23 protein-coding genes are annotated in these 17916 nt (G+C 38.6%); 16 read left to right on the forward strand and 7 right to left on the reverse strand.

The annotated features are described in order from the left end of the window. The 3 genes from BG00_RS10640 to BG00_RS10650 all read left to right on the forward strand — a co-directional run bounded on the left by BG00_RS10640 (position 1) and on the right by BG00_RS10650 (position 2125). Complete coding sequence (locus BG00_RS10640; RefSeq protein ID WP_036982487.1) at positions 1–843, forward strand: segregation and condensation protein A; 843 nt, start codon at positions 1–3, stop codon at positions 841–843. A gap of 147 nt (positions 844–990) precedes the next feature. Continuing rightward, positions 991–1542 carry a cytochrome b gene (locus BG00_RS10645; RefSeq protein ID WP_024603087.1) on the forward strand — a complete coding sequence of 184 codons (552 nt, stop codon included), beginning with the start codon at positions 991–993 and terminating at the stop codon, positions 1540–1542. 1 nt (position 1543) lies between these two features. After that, a complete protein-coding gene (locus tag BG00_RS10650; protein ID WP_036982490.1) occupies positions 1544–2125 on the forward strand; it encodes a YceI family protein in 582 nt (193 codons plus the stop codon). 50 nt (positions 2126–2175) lie between these two features. Here BG00_RS10650 and BG00_RS10655 read toward each other — a convergent pair whose 3' ends face one another. Then, entirely contained in the window at positions 2176–3009 is an 834-nt protein-coding gene (locus tag BG00_RS10655; protein WP_036982492.1) for a transporter substrate-binding domain-containing protein, read from the reverse strand. A gap of 122 nt (positions 3010–3131) precedes the next feature. Next, complete coding sequence (locus tag BG00_RS17800) at positions 3132–3299, reverse strand: hypothetical protein (RefSeq protein ID WP_007375427.1); 168 nt, start codon at positions 3297–3299, stop codon at positions 3132–3134. Between the two features lie 413 nt (positions 3300–3712). Here BG00_RS17800 and BG00_RS18115 point away from each other — a divergent pair, with 413 nt between their 5' ends. The 4 genes from BG00_RS18115 (at position 3713) to icd (ending at position 6822) form a co-directional block, all read left to right on the forward strand. Then, positions 3713–4120 carry a hypothetical protein gene (locus tag BG00_RS18115; RefSeq protein ID WP_253861379.1) on the forward strand — a complete coding sequence of 136 codons (408 nt, stop codon included), beginning with the start codon at positions 3713–3715 and terminating at the stop codon, positions 4118–4120. 19 nt (positions 4121–4139) lie between these two features. After that, positions 4140–4514 (forward strand): hypothetical protein, encoded by a 375-nt coding sequence (locus BG00_RS18120; protein WP_253861380.1) that lies wholly within the window; start codon positions 4140–4142, stop codon positions 4512–4514. Between the two features lie 585 nt (positions 4515–5099). Further along, positions 5100–5318, forward strand: a complete 219-nt coding sequence (locus BG00_RS17805; RefSeq protein ID WP_036982493.1) for a hypothetical protein — start codon at positions 5100–5102, stop codon at positions 5316–5318. Between the two features lie 253 nt (positions 5319–5571). After that, on the forward strand, positions 5572–6822 hold the full coding sequence (gene icd / locus BG00_RS10675; protein ID WP_036982494.1) for an NADP-dependent isocitrate dehydrogenase: 1251 nt from the start codon (positions 5572–5574) through the stop codon (positions 6820–6822). A gap of 11 nt (positions 6823–6833) precedes the next feature. Here the strand turns inward: icd and BG00_RS10680 are convergent, their stop codons facing one another. Both BG00_RS10680 and BG00_RS10685 read right to left on the reverse strand, forming a co-directional pair. Next, a complete protein-coding gene (locus BG00_RS10680) occupies positions 6834–7280 on the reverse strand; it encodes a hypothetical protein (RefSeq protein ID WP_036982496.1) in 447 nt (148 codons plus the stop codon). 109 nt (positions 7281–7389) lie between these two features. Further along, entirely contained in the window at positions 7390–8337 is a 948-nt protein-coding gene (locus BG00_RS10685) for a LysR family transcriptional regulator (protein ID WP_036982498.1), read from the reverse strand. Between the two features lie 117 nt (positions 8338–8454). On the opposite strand from BG00_RS10685, the gene aceK reads away from it, so the two are divergent. From aceK to lepB, 4 genes are all read left to right on the forward strand, one after another. Next, the gene (gene aceK / locus BG00_RS10690) at positions 8455–10236 is read left to right on the forward strand and encodes a bifunctional isocitrate dehydrogenase kinase/phosphatase (RefSeq protein WP_036982500.1); all 1782 of its coding nucleotides are present in this window, start codon (positions 8455–8457) and stop codon (positions 10234–10236) included. A gap of 406 nt (positions 10237–10642) precedes the next feature. Further along, complete coding sequence (locus tag BG00_RS10695) at positions 10643–11605, forward strand: zinc-binding dehydrogenase (protein ID WP_036982504.1); 963 nt, start codon at positions 10643–10645, stop codon at positions 11603–11605. 86 nt (positions 11606–11691) lie between these two features. Continuing rightward, the gene (locus BG00_RS10700) at positions 11692–11946 is read left to right on the forward strand and encodes a DUF2999 family protein (protein WP_008113615.1); all 255 of its coding nucleotides are present in this window, start codon (positions 11692–11694) and stop codon (positions 11944–11946) included. 430 nt (positions 11947–12376) lie between these two features. Then, entirely contained in the window at positions 12377–12985 is a 609-nt protein-coding gene (gene lepB, locus BG00_RS10705; RefSeq protein ID WP_081762904.1) for a signal peptidase I, read from the forward strand. Between the two features lie 74 nt (positions 12986–13059). On the opposite strand, the gene BG00_RS10710 is transcribed toward lepB, so the two are convergent. Both BG00_RS10710 and BG00_RS10715 read right to left on the reverse strand, forming a co-directional pair. Further along, positions 13060–13773: a flagellar brake domain-containing protein gene (locus tag BG00_RS10710; protein ID WP_036982509.1), complete on the reverse strand. Its 714-nt coding sequence runs from the start codon at positions 13771–13773 to the stop codon at positions 13060–13062. A 155-nt stretch (positions 13774–13928) separates the two neighbouring features. Then, the gene (locus BG00_RS10715; protein ID WP_036982511.1) at positions 13929–14429 is read right to left on the reverse strand and encodes a fasciclin domain-containing protein; all 501 of its coding nucleotides are present in this window, start codon (positions 14427–14429) and stop codon (positions 13929–13931) included. Positions 14430–14671: 242 nt separating this feature from the next. Here BG00_RS10715 and BG00_RS10720 point away from each other — a divergent pair, with 242 nt between their 5' ends. The 3 genes from BG00_RS10720 (at position 14672) to BG00_RS10730 (ending at position 16145) form a co-directional block, all read left to right on the forward strand. Continuing rightward, positions 14672–15202, forward strand: a complete 531-nt coding sequence (locus BG00_RS10720) for a GlcG/HbpS family heme-binding protein (RefSeq protein ID WP_036982513.1) — start codon at positions 14672–14674, stop codon at positions 15200–15202. Positions 15203–15382: 180 nt separating this feature from the next. Then, on the forward strand, positions 15383–15517 hold the full coding sequence (locus tag BG00_RS18425; protein ID WP_282452041.1) for a hypothetical protein: 135 nt from the start codon (positions 15383–15385) through the stop codon (positions 15515–15517). A gap of 106 nt (positions 15518–15623) precedes the next feature. Continuing rightward, on the forward strand, positions 15624–16145 hold the full coding sequence (locus tag BG00_RS10730) for a DUF2937 family protein (RefSeq protein ID WP_036982516.1): 522 nt from the start codon (positions 15624–15626) through the stop codon (positions 16143–16145). Between the two features lie 14 nt (positions 16146–16159). On the opposite strand, the gene BG00_RS10735 is transcribed toward BG00_RS10730, so the two are convergent. Beyond that, the gene (locus tag BG00_RS10735; RefSeq protein WP_036982519.1) at positions 16160–16702 is read right to left on the reverse strand and encodes a Tll0287-like domain-containing protein; all 543 of its coding nucleotides are present in this window, start codon (positions 16700–16702) and stop codon (positions 16160–16162) included. Between the two features lie 136 nt (positions 16703–16838). Here BG00_RS10735 and BG00_RS17810 point away from each other — a divergent pair, with 136 nt between their 5' ends. Next, entirely contained in the window at positions 16839–17012 is a 174-nt protein-coding gene (locus BG00_RS17810; RefSeq protein WP_190276266.1) for a hypothetical protein, read from the forward strand. A gap of 224 nt (positions 17013–17236) precedes the next feature. Then, complete coding sequence (locus BG00_RS10740) at positions 17237–17878, forward strand: hypothetical protein (protein ID WP_253861381.1); 642 nt, start codon at positions 17237–17239, stop codon at positions 17876–17878. Positions 17879–17916 lie beyond the last annotated feature (38 nt).

A 17916-nucleotide genomic window follows, 5' to 3' on the forward strand; every position in this document is an offset into this window, starting at 1 on the left:
ATGAAACAGTCTGAGACGCTATCATCAACGCCAACACCTGATATGCCAGTGCAGCAAAAGCTGCCTCTGGCTTTTTTACATGGTAAAGCCGTTGTTGATAAACCCGAAGATTTATATATCCCGCCTGATGCGCTTGAAGTTATTTTAGAAACCTTTGAAGGGCCTTTGGATCTGCTGCTTTATCTAATTAAAAAGCATAAGCTAGATGTTCTTGAGTTGTCTATTTTTAGCATTACTGAGCAGTATGTAAAATATGTAGAAATGATGAGCGAGTTCCAGCTAGAACTCGCGGGTGAATATTTAGTAATGGCGGCATTGCTGGCCCAAATTAAATCTAGGCTGTTACTGCCTGTTCATGAAGAGTTAGAAGAAGAAGACGATCCCCGCGCCGAACTTATAAAACGCTTACAAGAGTACGAACAATTTAAAAAAGCGGCCGAAAATATAGACAGCCTACCTCGTGTTGGCCGCGATATCTTTATAGCGCAGGCAAGTGTGCCAGAACTAGCAGAAAAAAACCAGCCATTACCTGAACTGGCAATTAAAGATTTATTGTTAGCGCTAAGCGATGTCATGGCGCGTGCAAAAACATTCGAGCATCATTTAATTAGCGCTGAAAGCCTTTCAACGCGTGAGCGCATGAGCTTGATTTTAAATACCTTATCCCAATCAAAAACGCCGGTTGCGTTTACTCAACTATTTACCTTTGAAGAGGGACGCAGTGGGGTTGTTGTTAGTTTTATCGCTATGTTAGAACTAATAAAAGAGGGCCTGATTGCCTGCTTACAGGTTGAACCTAATAGCCAAATATACGTGTCTCTTAACGAGTCAGCTGCTAGCTAATTCCTTCTCAACGTTATTTGCAATTATACTAACCTTATATCATTTACTGTGCGTATACGCACGATAAGTGTTTACATATGCTATTTTAATCACCACTTAATCATTATATCGTATTGTTATTACTAAATAAGAGATTGGCAGTAGGGAATGTTTAAAAACTCAAAAACCAGCTATGGCGTGGTGGCTATATTTTTACACTGGCTAATGGCGCTGACCGTGTTTGGTCTGTTTGGTTTAGGTTTATATATGGTTGAGCTGACTTATTATGATAGTTGGTATAAAGGATCATTAGACCTACACAAAAGCATTGGCCTTAGCTTAGCAGCGGTTTTTGTTTTTAGGCTGTTATGGCGACACTTTAGTGTTAAACCAAGTCCGATTGGCAGTAACAAGCAGTTAAATCAATTAGCCCAAACAGCACATATTTTAATGTATCTGTTTTTACTGATCATTATGGTGTCAGGGTATTTAATTTCGACGGCTGATGGACGACCCATAGAAGTATTTGGCTTTTTTTATGTAAAAGCTATCGACTTTGCGTTTGATTCTCAGGCTGATATAGCTGGGCAAATCCATTTCTATAGCGCATGCTTATTAATTGGATTTGTAGTATTGCACGTGTTAGGTGCGCTAAAACATCACTTTATCGATAAAGATAAAACATTAATTAGAATGATCACATTACAAAAGGATGATTAAAATGAAAAAATTATTTTTAACTTCAGCGTTATCAGCAGCGATGTTTATGACAGCGACCACTGCGAATGCCGCAGATTATGTTATTGACACAAAAGGTGCGCATGCTTTTGTAAACTTTAAGATTAAACATTTAGGCTATAGCTGGCTGCACGGGCGTTTTAATTCCTTTGACGGCAAATTTAACTACGATGCTAAAAATCCAAATGCGTCTCAAATTAGTGTAAATATTGATACGGCAAGCCTAGATTCAAATCACGCAGAACGTGATAAACACTTACGTGGTAGTGACTTTTTAAATGTAAGCAAATACCCACAGGCAAGCTTTAAGAGTACAGCGATTAAGTTTGACGAAGACGGTGAAGAAGCCACAGTAACCGGTGACTTTACTCTACACGGTGTTACGAAGACAATTACCTTTGAAATAGATAAAATTGGTGAAGGTAAAGATCCATGGGGTGGTTACCGTGTTGGTTTTGAAGGAGAAACTAGCTTAAAACTGGCCGACTACGGTATTGACTATAACTTAGGCCCAGCATCTACCCATGTTGATATTGGTTTATTTATTGAAGGTATTCGCCAGTAAGACTATTTTAAAAAAGCTAAGCGCTAATTAGTAACACGCTTAGCTTTTTATTATTGTAAATGCGCTTCTAATTTGGGTTTGAAATGACTTGGTAACCACCGAGTTAATATCTGTTTATAGTCTTCAGTCTGCTTAATCAGTTTGAGTTGTTGATTAAGCGTAGCAATATCCTCTGCACCTTGCTCGTTTTTAGTACAGCCAATGTAACCGTAACTTATTTCTGGTGCTTCAGTGAGCACCCGCTGGGTTAAATTATCAGTAAAGCCCATTGTTTTTGCTAAATAATAATGTTCACTTGGGTAACCTAATAAAATATCAATTCTTTTAAGGTTAAGCATATATGTTAACGTACTGAGGGTATCGCGGGTTGGCCGAATGACCAGATTTATACCGGGTGTGGTGTTGATTATTTTATCAATTTCACTGCCATAGGAGCGATTCATAGATACACCTAAGGTAAGCTTTTTATTAACTAATAAGTTGGTTAATGACACCGGTTTTGCGTCTTCAATCTCAAGCGCACTACTTAGCTTGGTATGCATGGCAATCGATGGCGAAAGCCCTGCTGTAGAGCTTTGATGTGTGAAATAAACACGCTCTTCGCGGTATTTATTCTTATAGAGCGACAAAGCACAGGCATTAGACTGCAGGTTTGCGAGTTCCTGAATCACTTTACCTGAGGGGATGATCACTTTTTCAAAGGTAATATGCGGCAGCTGTTGTTCTAAAAGCGAAATAATACTTTCGTCACGACCTTGGGATTTGTTGGGCCCGCTTATAATGTAGTAGGGCGCAAAATCATGTGTTAACCATTTTATTGTTCTGGCATTACACTTTGTGCTTAAAAATACACAGACTAACAGTATTAACCACGAAAACCGCATTGGCACTACAACGAATAAATAAACAAGGATTTAAGTGTAGTCAATAATACACCAAAAAGTAAAATGCCAGCTTCACGCTGGCATTTAGATTTATTTATAAGTGTTTAACTTATCAATGATAATTAGCTGGCTTTGAGCCACTTTACAAATTGACGTGCATCACTTGCTTTTTGAAACAATGCATTTTTCAAACCTTGTGTATCGCTAAAGATTACACGATGTTTGTTAACCGAAATTGATTGCACTGGATGTGCTATTTGGATCATAGATCCGTTATATTTGTATGACATAATAAAACTCACTTTATTTTTGTTATTTATTCTGGGCTTTTTCTTAAAGCACATTACAGATGATAAATAATCACATTGTGTTTAGCTTCATTACAGTGTTGACGATCTTTATGACACTTTTACGATGATATTAAAAATAAATCATCAAGGTATTAATAGGGGTTCTCGCCGTACAATAACTTAGCTTTTGAATATACGTTTTGCGGGGCTTACTGGATCAGGGTAAAGAGGTTAACCGCTAGGGCTTTTTATAGCCAAGCAGCGATACTACTTCACAACATTTTACTTTGCAAGTAATTTATTAAAATACTTTGAATCGAGTGGAATTCGCATATAGCCATAAATATTAATTTGCAAAGGTCAACAGACCAGAATATATCTGACTATACTCAGTTTTTAACTGAGGGGGTCAAATGAGCTCATTATCTACGCCATATCAACATTTTTTATCTGATCCAATAGCAAAGCCGCCTTGTCGTATGCACATTGCGACTATGTATGGTTTTTTTGCTGAGATAGAATTAGCTAAATCACAAAGATATATTGATTCAACGCTAAACGTAGGCGTTAAAGGGAATATTCGTTTTAAAATACTTGGCGAGTTTGCACTTATTACATTTACAGATATTGAAAAAATAGTCTCAATGACACCGCCTTTCGATCAGCATTGTTGGATGCAAGAAGCAGATATTATCATTTGGTTGCCTATCACTAAAGTTGAAGATGAGGATATAACCTACCTATATTTATATCCTGCATTTATCTGCGTTAATAACATTTATGCACTCATTAATGGTCGCGAAACGTGGGGTTATAATTAAATACTTATGTGATTACATTATGCCCGAGTGTGTAACTGAGCTTTCGAATTTTTCACTATCTTTAGAATGCTTTGATCATTTTTCGCCTGAATCAAAGCTACAAATGCATGAGCTATTTACAATTACAATAAATTCTCAGGGGCACGAAAATGATTTTTTCTCTGTCCTAGATGATTTTGGTGAGCAAGTAGCAAATTTGTTTTCTCGTAAACATTTAGGCATTGATTTGTCATTATTAAAGCAGCTATTGAGTGGGTTTGTTAATCCACAAATGGATCAAATATTGTTTAAGCAATTTCTCGATGGCAGTAGTGATTCAGCGGTATACCAAAGCGTAATGCACTCACCCTCTATGATTAAAAAAATACATCATTTTGAAATTTTTGAAACCTGAGTTTACTTTACATCTTAATAAATTAGATAGTTTCCCCCTTGCCGATATGTTTGGTCTGAAGTTAGGTAGTCAAACGCTGCACTTACCATTTTATGTTCAAATGGATTTTGACCAGTTAGCCACAACTAAAATTTAAATTGCTTAGAAGGATTTATCATGGGCCAAGAAAAAATTGTGATAATTGGTGGTGTATTGGCTATGACTGCTGCACTGTATTTAACTGAGCAGCGTGATTGGCAACAGCATCGAACTATTACTGTATACCAACAAGGTTGACGTTTAGGTGGTAAAGGCGCAAGTGGTCGTAATGCGGCTCGTGGGCAGCGTATTGAAGAGCATGGCTTACATGTTTGGTTTGGTGCTTATGTAAATAGTTTTAAAACAATAGAAACGGTTTACACTAAGTTACAACGCCCAGTCGATTCACCTTTATCTACATGGCAACAAGCATTAAAGCCGCATAGTTTTATAGCACTAGAAGAATATATTAATGATCAATAGCAAACATGGCCAATAGATTTCCTCTTATTACCTGGAAATCCTGCGGAGGATAGTTTAGATATTACGCCATGGGACTTTATCAAAATGACCCTAGCTTGGCTAAAAAAGTGGATACTGGATTTACAATTAGCCGCAAAAAAAGCCAATAAAAATATAAAACTGAGCACAAAAAAATCTCGTGATCAGTCTTTATTACGCCATGTACATCAACAAATTGCTGACTTGGATTTGTTATTGCGGTTATACAAAGCCAATATAGTTTTAATAAATACTTATTTGCCTATTACAAATAATCTCATTTAGCAGGTTAATTTTATAATTATCCGGTGGTTAAAATTAATCTGCACTTATGCTCTACTCAGTAATGTTCTATTTGGTCGGGTGTTAAATAAAATGTCTGATGCCATCTTGATTAAAAAATCGTTCCCTCATTTTTACTAATAGTGAATACCGTGCAGTTATTCGCTGCGGTGATATCAATTATAAAAATGCAATTACAGACACCTATTAACTAACATGCTTTAATGGAAAGAGGATGTTTTTCTAGGTGTTAACAATGCAATATCAACATATTACTGTGCCAGAATATGGTGAAAATATACTTATTGATGAACAAGGACAGTGGCATATACCCGAACACCCTATTATTGCTTATATTGATGGTGATGGCGTTGGGCTGGACGTGATGCCAGTGATGCGAAAAGTAGTGGATGCCGCCATAGAGCATAGTTATGGCGCAAGACGCAAAATTCATTGGATGCAAGTTTACAATGGTGAGCAAGCTGCCAAGCTTTATGACGGTGATTGGTTCCCTCAAGAAACGATTAATGCAGTACGAGAGTGTAAAATCGCGATTAAAGGCCCTTTAACCACACCGCTTGGAGGCGGGTTTCGCTCGCTCAATGTCGCGCTTCGTCATGAAATGGATTTGTATGTAAATATGCGAACCATTAAAGGATTTAGTGCATTACCGTCACCCTTAAAAAACCCATTTACCACGCATATTACTGTGCTGCGTGATAGCAGTGAAGATGTGTACTCAGGAATTGAGTGGCAAGCGGGCAGTGTTGAAAGTGAAAAGATGCTCGATTTTTTATGTGAAGAAATGGGCGTAACACGGCTTCGTTTTACCCAAGAATGTGGTTTAGGTATTAAAAATATCTCTAAAGAGGGATCAGAGCGATTAATACGCTATGCAATTAATTATGCCCTAAAAAATAATAGTGAATCACTCACTTTAGTTCACAAAGGTAATGTACTTAAGTTTACCGATGGCGCATTTAAGCGTTGGGGATTTGCACTGGCCAAACGTGAATATGCTGCCGTTGAGCATCAAAACGGGCGCTGGCTTGAAATACAACGTGCTGATTTACCGCCGCTGGTTATTAAAGAAGTAATTGCCGATAATATGCTTCAGCAGTGTTTAATGGATCCTGCTCAATTTGATGTGGTGGCCACCACTAATCAAAACGGAGACTTTTTGGCCGATATGCTCAGTGCACAAGTCGGTGGAGTAGGGATTATGCCGGCGGCAAACTTAAATACCGAAGTTGCGTTTTTTGAACCCACACATGGTACATTTGAGCGCATAGCAGGGCAAGATAAGGCAAATCCGAGCAGTAGCTTATTGAGTGCGGTGTTAATGCTTAAGTTTATGGGATGGAGTGAGGCTGCTTGTTTAATTGAAAACGCGCTTGAAAGCACATTTGCCAGTGGACAGGTTACATTTGATTTAGCTCAATCAAATCATAACTCGACAACCTTAAGTTGCAAACAATTTGCCAACAAGGTTATCGAGCACTTTTAAAGGGCAGCATTTTACGCTGCAGAGGCGTTAGCTGTTTGCTTGCGATGAACGCATGGACGCTCTGTCAGTTCTGCAGCTCTGTGGTAAAGTTTATGGGCGCTTGGCTCATCACAGAGTGTGCCACTAAGCGTATCCATTAAAGCAACCACAATAATTGCAGGCACTTGGCAACAGTATTCATCTAGAACCGCTGCGGTTGTTTGTGCATCTACATGACAATGTGGATGACTTTTACGTTGATATGCATTTAATAAAGTATTCACGTCGAGAATGTCGTTTTCTTGGTGTTTTGTTTTACGACATGTACACCCAAACTCATCAACTAACGTGGCTAACGCTTGGTAAACGTGTTGCGTTTGAAGTGTTGTTTTACGACACAATTGTTGTTCAATGAATTGATGTAAATTTGCATCAATGAATAATCCGTCTTGTTGTGTGAAGCTCGCTGATGTTTGCATAATTATTACTCTTAGTTTGTTGGCTTAACTTCACTGTAGCGCTAAGTGTAATATTAATGAAATTGTTGTTTTCAATAACTGATATTGATTTTATCAATATTTTAATTCTTTACCTATCAATCACTGTATTTGCAAACGCCAACAACTCGCGTCTAAGCCATTGGTGCGCTGGTGTATGGTGTAACAACGGGCTCCATATCATTTTTACTTCTATGGGGACGATTTGAAATGGCACAGGGCTAATCACTAAATTAGTATGGCTAGTTAAAAGCTTTGCTTGACGGCGCGGAAGGGTTGCAATGAGTTGCTCAGATTGACACAGTAAACTGGCAATCATGTAATGACGAGTAAACACTCTTATTTTACGTGTTTGTTCTAATTGCCATAATGCCTCATCGACCCAGCCTAATTTTTGTTTACCTGATTTATTGGTTACAGCGGGTTCGGGGCCCCAGCCGGCTCGATTAACCCAAATATGTTCACTTTTTAAGTATTGGTCTAAGTTTGCATCGTTTAAAAATGGATTATGTGGATGGGTTAAACAACAGTAGTTATCTCGCCATACAGTAGCTTGATGAAAAGAGCGCGGCAGACCATTAAAACGGTTTATTGCCAAATCGATAGTGCCTTTTTCCATATCCTGTAGGTTCACGTCGCTGGGGCTAAGTACATCGAAGTCAATGCCCGGATTTTTAGCTAGCTGCTCGCAAATAAAGGGGGCAATTAGCGTCGATTCTAAATAATCGTTTGCCATAATACGAAACGTCACGTGGGCGGTAGCCGGATTAAACTGCTCACTTGGTTGCGTGATCTCTTCTGCCATTTTTAACAGCGCTTCAATTTCGGGCTTAAGGGCAAGGGCTTTAGCTGTTGGGGTCATGGAGCCCGCAGCTCGTACCAGCAAAGGATCGTCAAATAAATCTCTTAGACGTTTTAACGCATTGCTCATAGCTGGTTGTGTTAATGCGAGTTTATTGGCCGCTTTAGACACACTTTTTTCATCAATTAATACATTTAAATAGACGAGTAGGTTGAGATCGACATTTCTTATATTCATATGATTAATTTTATTTATTTGCTGTATTAATTATCTAAATTAAAGCGTGCTTGCTAAGGTGTAAACCTCTAATAAAAAATAATCAGCATAATTGCTAAAAATAGAAGCGCCTATACTATGCCTAGCACGTCGTTAACGTCTACCCACAATCCTATACAAGTACTCATAGCCACTAAGTTAGCACGCGCTGTATTTGCTGGCTTTGAAGCTATGTTTGCACAGTTTTTAAATATTACTTTAGGGGCACAAAGTCGCTTTGAACAACGCCAATATCATGAGGTGCAAGCGGCAATGCGAGCGCGCTTGCAAGTATATGAGCGTCAAGTAAAGCAGGTGAGTGAGGCCGTTAAAGTGATTGCCTATGATGAATTAAACTGTCCGCAAACATGGCAACGTGCAAAAAATATTTATGGCGAAATGGTTAAAGAGCATGAAAACCAGCCAATTGCACATACGTTTTTTAATTCTACTTTTGGCGCTATTTGGGATGATAAAAAAATTCGTACGGTGCATTTATTTGTCTTAAAAGCAAAGTACCGTGGGCAACCACGTTCTTATGAAGGATTAGTGAGTCGTATTTCCTTAAAAGAAGGGTTTGATAGCGCAGTTAAAACCTTAGTTAATGAACAAGTGTTTAGAGTGCCATTTAAAAGTTTAAACGAAGACTTAGCTAAACTACAAGCAACGTTAACCCAAGGGGCGCAGCAACAATGCCGACAAGTGTATGAGCTAATAAGTTTAAATGACGGCTATATTGAGTACGCTAACTCACACTTTTACCGAAATAAAGCGTGTTATGTAATAGGACGATGTATTGCTAAAAATGGCGATAATATGCCCTTTGCAATTGCCATTTTAAATACCCCAGACGGGCTTACAATTGATGCTGTAATGATGGGCGCTGATCAGCTGAGCTTGTTATTTGGCTTTGCGCGCACGTACTTTATGGTAGATACCGACCAACCTGCACGGTATGTAGATTACTTAAGTGTGTTAATGCCTCACAAACAACGGTTTGAATTGTTTAATGCGATTGGTTTTATTAAACATGCGAAAACAGAATTTTATCGCTATAAGGTGGACACGACTAAAAGTAGCCCCGAGCAATTTAAATATCATTTAGCACCAGGTACACCAGGTATGGTGATGCTTGTTTTTACAATTGATGGCCTAGACTATGTGTACAAAGTAATAAAAGATAAGTTTAGTGCGCCAAAAACGGCGACAAAACAGCAGGTAAAAGATAAGTATAACTTTGTAAAACAGGCTGATAGAGTAGGGCGATTAGTTGATACTCATGAATTTAGATACCTAGCCTTTGATTTAAGTCGTTTTAGTGATGAACTGCTTACTGAAATGAAAAAACACATTGGTAATAGCTTAATTATTTCGGGCAAAGCGTTAATACTCAAACATGTCTATGTTGAGCGAAAAATGACACCGCTTAATTTATATATCGGTCAATGTAACAGTAAATCACTGCAGCAGGTGATGGTTGACTATGGTAAAGCGATAAAAGAGCTTGCCAGTGCAAATATTTTTGCCGGTGACATGCTAATGAAAAACTTTGGCGTGACACGTTGGGGGCGAGTGGTATTTTATGATTACGATGAAATTTGCCCTCTTACTGATTGTAATTTTAGAGAAGTGCCAAATACTGACAACGCGTTAGAGGAATTAAGCTCACATTCTTATTTTGATATAGACCAAAATGATATATTCCCGAGTCAATTTAAGGTGTTTTTTAGTGCCAGTAGCAGTGCCTTTAGCCATTTTAATCATTATCATAGTGATTTATTTACGGCAAAGTACTGGCAAATGACTCAGCAAGGTATTGAGCAAGGTCAGCTTCCTGATGTGTATCCTTATAAACAGAGCTGGCGCTTTAATAATTTATAGTTTTGTTTATCTTTCATAGTTAAATTCGAAGTTGTGTTTTTAGGCAAGGCTTCTCCTGCAATTGCTGATAACGCAGCATAAATGCAGAACATGCACTGCCCAACGAGTTCGGCCTAAATTGAACAAAGGTTAGTCCACAAGGGCCAATAAACTGATTAAATCAGCGCTAAATTTTTGTACTTTTTTGTACTTAAGGCGCTGTTAACTCCAAAAGGAGTATTATGAGGTTTATATTAGTTGGCTTCGCTTTTTTGTCAGGCTTTGTGTTTGCCAGTGCCAAAACCCCGAGGTTACATCAATAAAATTAATAACCGCTACACACTTTAATTACATTACACAGAAAATAACGAGTTAGTTGAAGCCGAAGTATGGCGAAAATCAAATAGAATAAAATACGAGGAGATTTATGCAGTACATTTCACATCAAGATCAGCAATTAACGTTTGAACAAACCGACAAGCCGAAGATTAGCAGTAATGAAGTACTGGTAAAAGTAGCAGCGATTGGCGTTAACCGCGCCGATTGTATGCAGCGCCAAGGTAAGTATCCTGCTCCTGAAGGGGATAGCCCTATACTAGGACTCGAATGTGCAGGTACCGTGTGTGAGCTTGGCAGTGAGGTAGACCCTAAATGGCAAGATAAGCGTATTTTTACTCTATGTGCCGGTGGTGCGTACAGTGAATATGTCGCGGTAGATGCGCAGCAATTAATGGAATTGCCAGATAATATTTCTATGGCACAAGGTGCTGCTATTAGTGAAGTGTATTTAACTGCCTTTGGCGCACTCTTTGAGTTAGGAAAACTACAATCAGGGCAAACGGCGCTTATTCATGCCGGTGCCAGTGGCGTAGGCGGAGCGGCTATTCAAATGGCAAAAAGTGCCGGTGCACAGGTGGTAATAACAGCAGGGTCTGATGAAAAATGTGAACACGCTAAAGGCTTGGGTGCTGACCATGTGATTAATTATAAAACCACTGATTTTGTTGAATATATGAAGGCACATAACTTAAGTGCAAACGCCATAGTCGATCCGGTTTCTGGCCGCTATTTGAATAAAAATGCCAAAGTGGCCGCAATGGATTGTCAGATTGTGATGCTCGCATTTTTAGATAGTCGCTTTGCCGAAGTCGATTTTGCACGCTTATTACAAAAACGCATTTCGTTTCATGCCTCCACATTGCGTAATCGCAGTATTGCGTTTAAACGCGCGTTAAAGGATGCATTTGTAGCGCGCTTTTATGATGATATTGCCAATCAAAAGTATGACTTTAATATTTATAAAACCATGCCATGGCAACAAGCTAGTGAGGCACATGCCATTTTAGAGGGTAATGAAAACTCAGGTAAAGTTGTATTATTGGTAGAGTGAAACAAGTAATGCCACAGGGATTAATATTGTTAATCCCCGTATGAGGCCATATACTTTAATAAACTATTTCGATTTTAAGGTTAATAATGAATCCAATTATTGCAATATTAAAAGAGCACAATGTCAGCGATGAAAAAGTAGCGGCATTATTTGAAGCATTTACCCAAAACCCAATGATGGCTATGGCTTTAGTACAAGAGCTGGGCATACCACCTGAAAAACTTCAGCAATTGATGGCGGTAGTAATGACCCAACCTCATTTAATTAAAGAAGCAACGGATGAATTAGGTTTAGATTTTGCAAAAGTACAAGAAGCGAAAGACAAGTTAAACCAGCAGTAAACTATCTTTAGAGGCATGTTTTATACATGTCTCTATCCCTAAACATGTTTTGTTACACACTCATTTGAACGGCTCTGCATTTATACAATCAAATAAATACTTAACCTATAGCAGGGACAAAGCATGAAGCGACTTTATAAATTTTGGAAAAATAACCGTTCTTAAGGGCCTGTTAACCTTTCAAGGTTGAATTTGCAGTAGTCTGTTTGGTATTTAAGCAAGGCAGAGCCTATGTGGTGTGGTTATTCCCCATAAATAGGCGATAACGTAGCATCAATGCCAAACAGGTATTGCCCAAAGGGTTCTTCCAAGGGGCGATTAACTCTTTGTTACTAGGTTTTTACTTAGCCCACTAGGTTACAAACCTCGCGCCGCGATTAAATCGCCCCTTGTTTGAACAAATTCCAATCCGCAAAGGTCAACAGGCCCTATTGTTTTTATTATTTTAATGAGCGTGCTTCGTAGTGCCGTCGCCGATTGGTACGAAGTACCAACAGGTTCAATGAAACCGACTATTGAAGAAGGCGACCGAATCCTTACCGATAAAATGGCGTATGATTTACGTATTCCATTTACGCATGTATCCCTGTTAAGACTGGCAGAACCAAAAACCGGCGATATTATTGTATTTGATTCTAAGGTGGCGGGTAACCGTTTAATAAAACGCGTTATTGGCACACCAGGTGATACAATTTCATTTCAAAACAACGAATTGACCATTAATGGTGAGAAAGTAAGTTATAGCACTTTAAACAAGAGTATTCAGTGGCTAGATAAAACTGAGCACTTAAAGGGGCATGCTCATACCATACGGCTTACCAAATCGGCAGCAAGCTTAGTGCAGTTTCCGGCAACATCGATAGCAGCAGATCATTATCTTGTTATGGGTGATAACCGCGATAACAGTGCGGACTCACGGGTTATTGGATTAATTACACGTGATGAGTTGCTTGGTCGGGCAGAGCGTGTGATTGTCTCGCTTGATTATGATGATTACTACTTGCCAAGAAGTGACCGATTTTTGAAGCGTTTAGAATAAAAAACTTACTATTATAATGGCCAAGCAAGATTGGTTAGCCATTGCTGTTTTTGCAGGTAGGATTATTTAAGGCATTAATCAATATCAATCGAGTAAGCTTCTAATAGCTTGTTAAGCTTAACTTGCTCTGAAGCATCAAACTCTATACCAACGCTAAGGCGGTTGCCTTTCATTTGGTTATTCCTAATGTAAGACGTAATAATAACAGGCTCGTTGTCTAATGGAGAAAGTATATGCACAAAAACTTGACGTTTTTTTAGTGCAACAAATCCAGAGCTTACGTGAATAGCAAAGCGACAACCACTCGGAGAAATATCAATAATTAAACCGTGCAATAAGCTTTTACTATCAGCATCAATATCGCTTTTATGTAAACTAATTTTAGCCGGAATGTGTGTAGGCAACCTGCTAGTTTCACGTAATTGTCGGCTTTCAATTTTTTTAGGGTAAGCTAAATAAATTAATCGTTCTGGGCGAAATGAAATCGCTAATATGCTGGTTGAAAAAGCAACACATTCGCCCCGTTCGTCTTCAATGATATAACGTACAATAGCCCCATTACCTTCAACTAAAATGTCGCTGTAATCATTTTTACCTGCTTGAGCAGGGTATTTTAATATTAAATATTTACCGGTGTCGTAGCCGATTAAAGTGAGTTTAAAGCGAACCTGAATGGGATTGTTAAATTGTATATCAATCATCTTTCCCGGGAGTAAATCGAGGAAAAACTTCTTTTGATCTTCAGTTGGCTTATCTTCAACAGTAGTATTATTTTTATTTGTTTCCACAAACACTTTCTCAATATTAACAGATGCTTAATTATCTTTTAATATAGTGTAAAAATCACTAGTATAAAAGAGGGCATTTAGTAAAAGAAATCGATATTTTGTGCTTATAATAGTGAGCGGAGTTAGTATTTTACTCCGCTGTTGAGATTAGGTTGTTACTCTTTTGGCAACAAAACAGTATCAATGACATGAATCACGCCGTTGCTGGCTTTTACATCTGCCATTACTACGTTGGCACTGTTGATCATGACAGAGCTATCATTGGTGGTTACATTCACAGACTGGCCTTGCACGGTCGTTGCACTGTCTAATTTTACAACGTCTGCTGCCATTACTTTACCTGATACCACATGGTAGGTAAGAATTGCAGTTAACTTGTCTTTATTTTGACTCTTAAGAAGGTTTTCAACGGTACCTGCTGGTAGCTTAGCAAATGCTTCATCAGTTGGCGCAAATACAGTAAAAGGGCCATCTCCTTTTAACGTATCAACGAGGCCTACCGCTTTGACAGCTGCAACGAGTGTTGAAAAAGAACCATTGGCAGCAGCTACATCAACGATATCTTTTTTCATACCATGGTGATCGGCATGAGCTGCTGAAGATAGGGTTAAACGTGCTAATACAAAAGTCAGAACAGACGCTATTTTCTTAAACATGATACTTTCCTTTAAATTGATTAGTTGTCGGTTAAATATTGCGCAGTGTTGCTAGCTTACGATCATTTTTTAAAAAAGGGTGCGTCATTGCCTTATCCCAATAAAGGTATTTAATAAAAAGCAAAGCCAGCTATTAACCCTCCTCGTGAAAGCTTTTATGAGTAAGCACGGTCTGTTTATTTTCAATTTTTTATATCCAGTTCAGCGATATAACGTCATTAATTAACAATAGGAAATAAACCATGAAAAAATGGGCTATTTTTACAGCGCTCATTACATCACTTTCTTCATTAGCGTCTGTTGCTGGACAAACTGAAATGCAGATAAATACTCATAATCAACAGCTTGAAAATGTGGCTATGATGGCACAATTAACGGGTAAAATGGCACAGCGTATAATCAATGCAGCGTCTGCAGCGGCGCACAAAGACAATTTAGCTGTATCAATAACTGTTGTGGATGCATCTGGACAAACGCTGGCGGTACTTCGCGATCATCGTGCCGGTGTTCATACTATTCGTGCCAGTTATAAAAAAGCCTATACCGCCAATTCGCAAAAGCATGAAACCGCAGTTATAGCAAAAGGCATAAAAGAGAGCACTATTCCAGCAGACCTTCGTTATTTAGGTGAAAACATTTTAATATTTGATGGCGGGGTGCCTATTTATATAAACGATACTGTGGTGGGGGCTGTGGGAGTTGGCGGTGCTCATGGCAGTGAGGATGTACCTGTTGCAAAAGCAGGGATCAAAGCGTTATGGTTAGCGCAGTAGAAAAACAGATCACGTTACTAAATATCCCCAAAAGTGATAGTAAAGGAGTTTACAGATTATGAACGAGACTGATTTAGCGCACTTAAAACGCACCGTAGCACTAGCTAAAGAGGCGTTAGAAGCAGGAGATGAACCGTTTGGCTCTGTGCTTGTTGATGCTAATGGGCATGTCTAAGTGAAATGCACGTTGCTACAGCACCGGTCAATCCTTTGCCTATTGAGGCTATTTCTCCCAATACGGCGGTTTATGGTCCAGTACCGGCACTTGCAGAGCAAGTTCATGCTTTGCACCGCCAATTTCACCAAGCAAGGTAACTAAAAAAGCAGCGAGCTGTCCTTTTATAATTCAATTAGCAAATAATGAGTGTATGTTATAGTTACCTGTACTCATTTTTAAATCAGAGCTGCAAAAGGCATAACTATGATTATTAAGATGTTTGATAAACTACTATTTGCTTGCGCTTTTATTGTTTCATTGCAACTACCGCAGCTGAGTGATCATTACCAACAACATTTAGCGGGCTTATACCATGCAACAAAATGGCAAGTCGACGGCTATGCAAAAACGGCCAAGCAATATAACTTTTCTAGCACGCAAGCGATGATAAACCGCCACTTAGCTAACGCTGAACCTAGCGTTAGAGCCGATGCAAATCAAAAACAGCAAACATTACTGCAATTTGCCGATTTAAAAAAAGGGATGGCTATTTTTGAACAAGGAAATCTACTGCAAAAAATGCTGTATATGTTCTCCCTTGAGCGCGTTGACAGATTACAAAATACACTTGATAACTTTAAGTTAGGTATCCCTTTAACCGCAAGTGCAGTGTTGTTTGCATTGGTATTAGCTATTTTATTAAATCAATTACTTATGCTGCCACATACTTTATATGTTTGGCGTAAAAAGCGTATTGCATCCGATGCAGTAAAATTTAATAGCTGATCGTCAATGAGTTATCATTGGTGATTTTCACTGTCCTTTTTAACAACAAATGCGCCACGAATGTCACCCAGTTTAAAATCAGTTGCCTGATCATTAGGGTATAAAGTCGCTATTTTTTTAGAAACAGTGGGGTCAACCTGACTGCCATGACACGCTAAACATGCTTTTTGAGTAGGAATCGCTTTTACAAAATACCAGCCATCCGGTCTTTGCTCTTGATATTCTATGCTTGCTACCGGCTCGCCATTGAGCTTACGTTGTTCAAAGTTTAATAAAACATTTTTGAGCCATGCATCGGGTTGATTATCTGAGTTACGAGTTTTCAAAGCACTACGGCTAATTTGCCAAGGACTATTGCTATGTTGTGAAGCGATAGCGGGTGCAGCTGTATTACATACACTTATTGCCGCTAGTGGGCCGCTTTGTTTCATAGTACTAACCAGTACCTGTTTTAAATCACTTGAAAATGCCTTAATGGTTTGTCGTGCCTCGTCGGTATTGTTAGCAAAAGCAGCGGATGAAAGAAATAAACTGGAAAAAAGCAAAATAATGCGCATAATACACCTCTTAATATTAGAATATTCTAATATACAGGGTATCAGGTGTTTTTCAAGTATATCGTTTAGCGTTTAAGCACTTTTTTTACTCAAGGCACCGCGCCTAAAATCGATAAACAGTTTCAAGAGAAAAAATATGCACAATAAGCACGGTGAGAGTAAAATAATAAACCAACAAAATAACCATGATGCTGGTGGACTTAATGCACAAGATCCATTAGCCGCTATTAAAGCAATTCGACTCGAACAGTTAGCGCAATGTAGGCTTAAAACACGAAAAGAAATACAACACATGCAAAACAAAAAATAGCCTTGGACGATAAAAACTTGCTAAGTTAACGTTATTAATTTTAAAGGTTGGATAGTGCAATTAATCCGTTATCTATAAAACATCCGCATCAAATTATTACTTTTATAGCTTGGCTTTGCGCTTTAGCTGTGATGTTAATAGGGCTACTTGCGCCTGAAAATAAACGTGTTTTAATGCTGTTGACTCTGAGTTCGCTCTGCTTACTTATGTATAATAGTGTAACGATGTCAGCTTGGGTATTTAAACGTTTTAAAGAGCAACAATTACGCTTTATTGCTCTTTTAGGCAGTGGCGCTTTTCTGTTGTGTATCGCGGGTGATGTGGTTAATTTTAATTTACCTCAACACTATTATCGCTATAGTACCTTGATAAAACATGATTACTTAGTTGATTCAATCTTATTTTTTGCACCTGGTTACAGCCTTTTATTTATAGCCTGTGTGTTAGCTTTTAATCTAAAACGCCGGGTGTCGCTTATAAAAAGTGCACTTTTTTTTGTTGTTGTGTTGGTGCTAAGTAGTGCGTCGCTCTCTACTATGTATCTTGAGGGGGCAGGAGATACTATTTTAGCTATGACAGGGGTTTATAGCTTAGTGATAACGGCTGTTGGACTTATGGGTCTGGTATTAGTTGTTGCCTATGGTGGGATTAACGCACCCAAATCAATAGTGTGGGTGAGCTTAGGGCTTTTTCTTGCTGCGTTGGCTGATGCTATTATTGGTGCTTTTTGGATTTATGGTAATCAGGGGCAAGGCTTTTACCCTCAAGTGCGCTATATAAACTGGTTTGTGTATATTAGCTCGCAAAGCTTGGTGATTCACTTAGCAAAAGTTGTTGCAGTAATACCAAATCGCAATAATGCTTAATTATTTTTCAGGGAGCAAACCAGAGAATAGCAGTGTTA

The organism is Pseudoalteromonas sp. SCSIO_11900 (assembly GCF_000576475.1).
In the GTDB taxonomy this organism is placed as follows: domain Bacteria; phylum Pseudomonadota; class Gammaproteobacteria; order Enterobacterales; family Alteromonadaceae; genus Pseudoalteromonas; species Pseudoalteromonas tetraodonis.